Source organism: Mycobacterium sherrisii (assembly GCF_002102355.1).
Lineage (GTDB): Bacteria > Actinomycetota > Actinomycetes > Mycobacteriales > Mycobacteriaceae > Mycobacterium > Mycobacterium sherrisii.
The window spans coordinates 63269-70166 of the sequence record NZ_LQPT01000065.1 but is presented as its reverse complement, the minus strand read 5'-3'; the positions used below and the strand labels follow the sequence as shown (position 1 = coordinate 70166).

Genomic DNA, 6898 nt, shown 5'->3' with positions numbered 1-6898 from the left:
GGGTCATCGCGTCGTGTGTCCTATCGTGAGTCACTTTGGTCGGTAACTCACTGACCACTACGCGATGGCCCACCCCAGCACCCTCAGCGACACACCCCGCAGTAGGTCCGGCATCGTCCGCCGCCATGGGTTCCGAAACCCCACCACACGGGCGGACTTACCCTCAATCCTCAATCTTTTGATCGAATTGCCGAGCTGACCATGAAGCATGATTTATCTACGCCCGATGGACGGCAGTCCTACGACGAGGAACTTCGTACGATTTTTGACGAAAATGACTAGCTGACCCCATGCCAACTTCTAACGCGAAATAGCGCAGTTCATTGCCGTTACTGCACCCCACATCGATTCTCGTCGCGGTGAGAAAAGTGCCTCGTGGCTCGGATTGGTATGTGTACCAGTCGATTCCGTTTGATGACCATTGGACGTATCGGGTGATGTGGTCATCTACGATGCGCTGCGATTGGGGCATCTTTCAAGCTGGGATACCGACGCGCAATTGGTCTGCATGCGCCAGATAGGTTTGTCTCGGTGGTTCATTTCGCTGCGGCGGTATCCCTCCCCAGCAGTGTTATTCCAAGCAGATCCGAGTGTGATTAGTTGGTTCCGTCTGACACGCCTCCGGGATGATGGCAGTTCAGCCCTGGCACTGCCCGAGCGACGAACCTAATCCCCCGAATCGCCGGGCCAGCCGATCGCCTCCAGGCGGCGTTGCACGCGGTCAAGGTCGGCGGGCGAGGGCAACTCGTCGGTGAATCGGATGATGGCCGCGCCGATATCGGCCGTGTCGACCTTCAGCTCGCCGCTCGAGGCCAACTGGACGGCGACCTCGGTCACCTCGTCGTCGGTCAGCCTGCGCCGCAGCAAGGCTAGCAGCGGCACGTAATCGGTCGCGGGCACGCCCTGGGGGTAGCCGGCACGGATGAACGCAACGATTCTGGCAACTAGATCGCCCAGACTCGCCATGACGTCCCCAATGCAGTTGTAGGCCCAGCGAAAGGCCTGACGAAAGGTAGAGGTAGAGGTACAGGTAGACCACCAACTTAACAACTCAAACGGCAACCATGTCCATGGTGTCGAATCATCGCCACGGGCGGTCAGCCGGACTACCGTTGAATGATGCGGACTGCCTACCATCACCAGCTCGATGCATTGAAGCGCGGCATCGGCGACTTGTGTGGCCTCTCGGGCGCCGCGATGCAGCGGGCCACCCAGGCCCTTCTCGAAGCCGACATCGGTGTAGCCGAGGCCGTCATCAGTCAGCACGAGAGTTTCCTCGCTGCGGTCGGCCAGGCCGAGACCGACGCCTTCAACCTGCTGGCCCTGCAGGCGCCGGTCGCCACCGAACTGCGCGCGGTGTTCGCCAACTTGCAGAACGTCGCCGACGCCGACCGCATGGGCGCCCTGGCGCTGCACGTCGCCCAGATCGCCCGCCGGCGACATCCCGCGCACGCGATCCCCGATGACGTCACCGGCTACTTCGCCGAGATGGGCCGCATCGCGGTCCGCACCGGCGGCGAGATCCGAGACATTGTGCTGTCCTCAGACCCGGACCGCGCCGCCACCCTTGCCGACAAGGACGACGCCATGGACGACCTGCACCGCAGGCTGTTCTCGGTAGTAATGGATCCTGAGTGGCGACACGGCGTGGCCGCCGCTGTCGACGTGACGCTGCTGGGCCGGTACTACGAGCGCTTCGCCGACCATGCGGTGCAAATCGGTCGCCGCGTCATCTTCCAGGCCACCGGCACCCCCGCCGCCTGACCGTCCCGCATTTGCGGTCGGGCGTCGTGCCGGACGACGGTGCCGTAGCCAATCGCCGACGGGCAGTTGTCGCGAGGGTGGGTTTGGCACCTCCACAGACTCCCGGGCTGGGCCGCACCGGCCACCAACTTGGCATCCGCAATGGATGAGTGGCACGCCGCGGCGCGGGGCCCGGTGAGCCGTCAACATGAGGGACTACCGTGCCGTTGCCGTCGGCGTTACGATCCCCGCATCGTCTAGAGAGTCGGGTTCGCGATGAATCACATTCGACGTTTTCTCACGGCGCTGGCCACGGCAACGGTCATCGGGCTTTCGGCCTGGCCGGCCCATGCAGACCCCGAAGTTCCGCCCCCACCGCCGGGCCCCGCGCCGGTCCCCGCGGGCATCCCGGGCCTGACAAAGGAACAGCAGTGCGCCTGGATCGCGTATCGCACCTGGGTTCCGTGCAACTGGGTGATGCCCAATCCGCCACCGCCAGGAACGCCGGGCACAGTCTACGACCCGCCCCAGTAACGCTGGGAGACAAGCGAACTCAACGGCCCGGGTCGGCCCACAAATAAGTGAAGCGGCCACCGGGGATCCGCCCGGTGGCCGCCTCGTCGGCCATTGAATGATGCTAGCTTTCACCCGCACTTTGCGTGTCGTTTTCGCCAGTTCTGCCCAACACCCGGTACCGACCCCTGCACAGCCCGCATCACCGCAGGTCAGAACCGCCGCCAAGCTTGCTGACCGGCAACCAACTTGTGGGTAAGCGTTCATGTTTATCCCGGTCCGACGGTGGCATTCGCGGTGCTATGGGTATGAGAGTGAGCATCGCCGATCTCGTGACGAAGATGGTGGAGTTCGTGCGGGCCGGCTACCCGCAAGGAGTCCCCCCGACCGACTGTTTCGCTCTGCTGGCCGTGCTTCGCCGCCGCTTGACCGACGACGAGGTGGCCGCGGTGGCCGCGCAGCTGGTCGACCGGGGCCAGCTGGACATCGACGAAGCCGACATCGGCGCGATCATCACCCGCATCACCGACGAATCGCCGTCGGCCGAGGACGTCGATCGGGTACAGCGTCGCCTCGAGGCCATCGGCTGGCCGGCCCCGGAACCGAGCCTCTAGATCCATGCGCACCGCGTTCCATCACCAGCTCGACGCCCTGAGCCACAGCATCGCCGACATGTGCGAGCGCGCTGGCACCGCTATGGCCCGGGCCACCGAAGCCCTGCTCAGCGCCGACATCGTGCTGGCCGAAACCGTCATCAGCGCCCACCGCGACTTCCTGACTCGGTCCAGCCAGGCCGAGACGGCCGCCTACAACCTGTTGCTGCTGCAGGCTCCCGTCGCCAGCGACCTGCGCGCGGTGCTGGGCAGCCTGAAAAACGTCGCCGACGTCTACCGGATGGCGGCCTTGGCGCTGCACGTCGCCGATACGGTCCGGCTCCGGCACCCCTGCGCCGCGATCCCCGACGACATCAAACCCCATTTCGCCGAAATGGGGCGCATCGCAGTCGATCTCAGCCGCAGCGCCACGGAAGTGGTGCTTTCGGGCAACGCAGACCACGCGGCCAAGCTCGCCTACGACGACGACGCGATGGACGAGCTACACCGACTGGTGTTCGCCATCGTGATGGATCGGCAGTGGTCGCACACCGTCAGCACCGCGGTCGACGTCACCTTGCTGAGCCGGTATTACGAGCGGTTCGCCGACCACGCCGTGACGGTGGGTCAGCGAGTCATCTTCCAGGCCACCGGTTCTCCGGCCGTCGCCGTCCGTCGCGTGGAGCGCAACCGGAGCGCGTGATGGATCGTTCAGCGCGCCAACGGTTTGTAGAAAACCACGCCGTTGCCTTTGTTGTCGTAGACCACCGCGCGGCGTTCGTGCGCGTCGTCGTACGGCCCCTTCACGATGCCGCCGCCGCTGGCCTCCACCGCCTTCGCGGCTGCGTCGACGTCGGCGGTCTTGATGCCGACGACGACCTGGCCGGGAATGGGATGGTCCACGTCCGTGGCCAGCGCGAGGGTAACCGGGCCGCCGTCCAGGGCGGCGAAGTGGGTGCCGTCGCGGAATTTCACTGGCATGCCCAAGGTCTCGCTGTAGAACTTGATCGACTCGTCCAGGTTGTCGGTCGACAAGATGATCATCTTGACTTCATGCTCACTCAATGGGTGCCTCCTGCGCTGCGCTGAGTGCTTCCACACTAGGCACCGCTGGTGCCTGCTGTCGGCGAAACACCAGCCACCGCATCGCGGTGTACATGTACACCGCTTCACACAGGCCCGCCACCAGCCGCGCCACCTGATACTGCACACCGGCGGCCGCCAGCAGGCTGGTCGTGCCGAGGATGAAAGCCAGGTAGTTCACCACGACCACGACGAGGTACACCGCGACCTGCGGGCCGACGGCCGCATGTGAACGAAAGTTGAACGTGCGGTTGAGCACGTAGCTGAGCGCGAACGCGCACGCGTAGGCGACGGTGACGGCGATCGGCACCGGGACTCCGAATCCGCCGCGCAACGTCGTCAGCAAGGCCAGGTCGAGTCCGAAGGTGAAGCCGTTGATCACGCAAAAACCCAGGAAGGTCGGCGCGACCAGCGCGGCCAGACCGAACGGAAGCCGAGCGGCGACCGCCGCACAGCACCTGTGAAATCCGTCCACCGCCCGCGACGCACTGCTCCGCGATTCCGCCGGCATGCGGCTACCGTGCGATGACGGGGTATCCGCCACGTGATCAGACGGCCAATTCCGCGCGCCCCGAGGGCGTCGAAACGCGCTCAGCAAACCCGGCTGCACATAACATCACGGTCACCAAAAAGGTAACCGGTATGGGGCCGGTTACGACTTGGCTGCCTGCTGGGCGTCGATGTCCATGTCCGGGCAGAACGCCTCGACCGCGGCGAAGGCGATCATCTTCGTCTGCTGGCTGCTGTAGCCCATGTTCTGAATCCGCATCAGGGCTTGATCGGGCGGGAGCATGTTGTTGCGCAGCTGATTGCACAGGTTGGTGCCCACGTGGACGATCGATTCGTGGCTGCTGTACTTGATGTTGTTCCGGTCGAGGTACGCAATGTAGTCGGGCGTATTCGCCGGGTCGGCATTGGCGACTGCCGGTACCGAACACAGCAGTGCGGGAAGGGCGATGAGTGGCGCTGCTAGTGCTGCTTTCATGGTCCAGAGCATAGGATCGCTGCCGAACTTTTACGTGAACGGCGGGCAAACGGTTCGTCCCCGATGACGGGATGCAGCAACACCGTCGAGCACGCCACGAAGCTTGGACGGCAACGATGGCTCGCCCAAGCCAGCGTCACCACAACACGCTGCGGAATAGCAGGGCATCGGCCACCAGTCCGACCCCGACCACCAGGAACATGATGCGCACCGATATGGGCGCGTAACGATTCAGGCCGCGCACGATCGCGCGTTGGATGCGTACCGCGCGTTTGTTCTTTCGAGTCGCCAGAAACAGGATCAGCGCCGACGGCGTGAGCGCCAGCGTCCAGTAGGCGTAGATCAGCACCGGCCACGCCGTCGGTCGTGGGTGCACCGCGGCCAGCGTGGCCAGCCCGGTCAGGTAGGGAATCGACGTCGGGGCCTGGCCGGTGCCCACCGCGACACCAAGGACGCCCAACAACCACGGCCGCTGGCGCATCGCCGCCAGCGCCCAGCCGGGGGCCGAGGTTTGCGCGGTCAACGGAAAGTAGGCCAGCCCCATCAGCGCCACACCGAGTAACAACTGACACCAAAACCGAAGCGCCGGAGTGATTTTGAAGTCGACCCACTCCGTCAGGACGCTCAGCCCGAGGACGGTGCAGACACCGAACGTCGTGGTGACCAGGAACAGGCCGGCGATGAAGCTGGCGCCGCCGGGAACCGGCGAACGGCGGTCGAGTCGGCTGGCGTAGACGACAGCTGAGACCACACCAACGTTGAGGACATTCAGCGAGTCGAGGAAGGCCAGACCGGCGAGCGCCAGCAATAGAGCTTCCATGATCGCACCCGAAGTTACTGCATCAAGCTCACGACCGCCCGCACGCGCCGCGACCGGGGGCAGACCGCCTTCCGTCAGTACAGTGGCGGCTGTATTGTTCTTTGCATGCTGACCTGTGAGGCGCGGGAGGGTGCGCTGGCCCGCTTGGGACGCGCCCTGGCCGATCCCACCCGCTGCCGCATCCTGGTGGCGCTGCTCGACGGCGTGCAATATCCGGGCGAATTGGCCGCGCACCTGAAGCTGACCCGCTCAAACGTGTCCAATCATTTGTCGTGCCTGCGCGGCTGCGGCTTGGTGGTGGCCACCTACCAGGGACGGCAGGTTCGGTACGCGTTGGCCGACATCCACCTCGCCCGCGCACTTAGGGAACTGGTGCAGGTCGTGCTCGCCGTCGACACCGACGCACCCTGCATCGACCAGACCGGGGCGATCACCGGGCGATGAACGACCAGGACGCCACACGCCGCAGCGACCCACTGGCGCTGTCCGCGCAGACCCACGATTGCTGCTGCGCCGCCTCAAATGCGAATACCGTTGCGCCGCAACGCCGTGCGGTGTTATCGCGGCGCGTGCGGCTGCTGGTCTCGGCGACGATCGCCTACAACATCGTCGAGGCGGCCGTCGCGATCTCGGCCGGCACGGTGGCATCGTCGGCGGCGTTGATCGGGTTCGGACTGGACTCCCTGATCGAGGTGTCGTCGGCCGCGTCGGTGTTGTGGCAGTTCTTTGGCAGCGACCCCGAAGCGCGCGAGCGTACCGCCTTGCGGATCATCGCGGCGTCGTTCTTCGCTCTGGCCGGCTACGTCACCGTCGAGTCGATTCGGTCCCTGACCGGCGGGCAGGAGGCCCAATCCTCCACCGCCGGAATCGTTTTGGCGGCCGTGTCGTTGGCCGTCATGCCGCTGCTGTCGTTGGCCCAGCGGCGCGCCGGCCGCGAGCTGGGTTCGGCCAGCGCCGTCGCCGACTCCAATCAGACGCTGCTGTGCACCTACCTGTCCGGTGTGCTGCTGGTGGGGTTGCTGCTGAACGCGCTGTTCGGTTGGTCGTGGGCCGACCCGGTGGTGGCGCTGGTGATCGCCGCCGTGGCCGTCAAGGAGGGCCGCACCGCTTGGCGCGGCGAACACTGCTGCTGACCCGAGCCGCTCGACGTCGTCGGGCCGT

The 6898-nt window shown here is 65.3% G+C and carries 10 protein-coding genes; 5 read left to right on the top strand and 5 right to left on the bottom strand.

Translation table 11 applies throughout. The annotated features are described in order from the left end of the window. Positions 1-666: 666 nt before the first annotated feature. Entirely contained in the window at positions 667-957 is a 291-nt protein-coding gene (locus tag AWC25_RS10495; protein ID WP_142278783.1) for a DUF3349 domain-containing protein, read from the bottom strand. A 162-nt stretch (positions 958-1119) separates the two neighbouring features. Here AWC25_RS10495 and phoU (AWC25_RS10490) point away from each other — a divergent pair, with 162 nt between their 5' ends. The 3 genes from phoU (AWC25_RS10490) (at position 1120) to phoU (AWC25_RS10480) (ending at position 3552) form a co-directional block, all read left to right on the top strand. After that, entirely contained in the window at positions 1120-1764 is a 645-nt protein-coding gene (gene phoU / locus AWC25_RS10490) for a phosphate signaling complex protein PhoU (RefSeq protein WP_069401585.1), read from the top strand. A gap of 833 nt (positions 1765-2597) precedes the next feature. Further along, a complete protein-coding gene (locus AWC25_RS10485) occupies positions 2598-2870 on the top strand; it encodes a DUF3349 domain-containing protein (RefSeq protein ID WP_276049241.1) in 273 nt (90 codons plus the stop codon). A gap of 4 nt (positions 2871-2874) precedes the next feature. After that, positions 2875-3552: a phosphate signaling complex protein PhoU gene (phoU, locus tag AWC25_RS10480; protein WP_069401574.1), complete on the top strand. Its 678-nt coding sequence runs from the start codon at positions 2875-2877 to the stop codon at positions 3550-3552. A gap of 8 nt (positions 3553-3560) precedes the next feature. On the opposite strand, the gene AWC25_RS10475 is transcribed toward phoU (AWC25_RS10480), so the two are convergent. The 4 genes from AWC25_RS10475 to AWC25_RS10460 all read right to left on the bottom strand — a co-directional run bounded on the left by AWC25_RS10475 (position 3561) and on the right by AWC25_RS10460 (position 5737). After that, positions 3561-3914 carry a VOC family protein gene (locus AWC25_RS10475; RefSeq protein WP_069401573.1) on the bottom strand — a complete coding sequence of 118 codons (354 nt, stop codon included), beginning with the start codon at positions 3912-3914 and terminating at the stop codon, positions 3561-3563. Continuing rightward, entirely contained in the window at positions 3907-4443 is a 537-nt protein-coding gene (locus AWC25_RS10470) for a GtrA family protein (RefSeq protein WP_084229451.1), read from the bottom strand. Before AWC25_RS10470 ends, AWC25_RS10475 begins: the two co-directional genes overlap by 8 nt. A 141-nt stretch (positions 4444-4584) precedes the next feature. Continuing rightward, positions 4585-4917 carry a DUF732 domain-containing protein gene (locus AWC25_RS10465; RefSeq protein ID WP_158089735.1) on the bottom strand — a complete coding sequence of 111 codons (333 nt, stop codon included), beginning with the start codon at positions 4915-4917 and terminating at the stop codon, positions 4585-4587. A 136-nt stretch (positions 4918-5053) separates the two neighbouring features. Further along, complete coding sequence (locus tag AWC25_RS10460) at positions 5054-5737, bottom strand: GAP family protein (protein ID WP_069401571.1); 684 nt, start codon at positions 5735-5737, stop codon at positions 5054-5056. 105 nt (positions 5738-5842) lie between these two features. Between AWC25_RS10460 and cmtR the strand changes: the two genes are divergently transcribed. Together cmtR and AWC25_RS10450 are read left to right on the top strand one after the other, a co-directional pair. Continuing rightward, positions 5843-6181, top strand: a complete 339-nt coding sequence (gene cmtR / locus AWC25_RS10455; RefSeq protein ID WP_069401570.1) for a Cd(II)/Pb(II)-sensing metalloregulatory transcriptional regulator CmtR — start codon at positions 5843-5845, stop codon at positions 6179-6181. Further along, the gene (locus AWC25_RS10450) at positions 6178-6870 is read left to right on the top strand and encodes a cation efflux transmembrane domain-containing protein (protein ID WP_084229450.1); all 693 of its coding nucleotides are present in this window, start codon (positions 6178-6180) and stop codon (positions 6868-6870) included. The genes cmtR and AWC25_RS10450 overlap by 4 nt, the downstream gene beginning before the upstream one ends. Positions 6871-6898 lie beyond the last annotated feature (28 nt).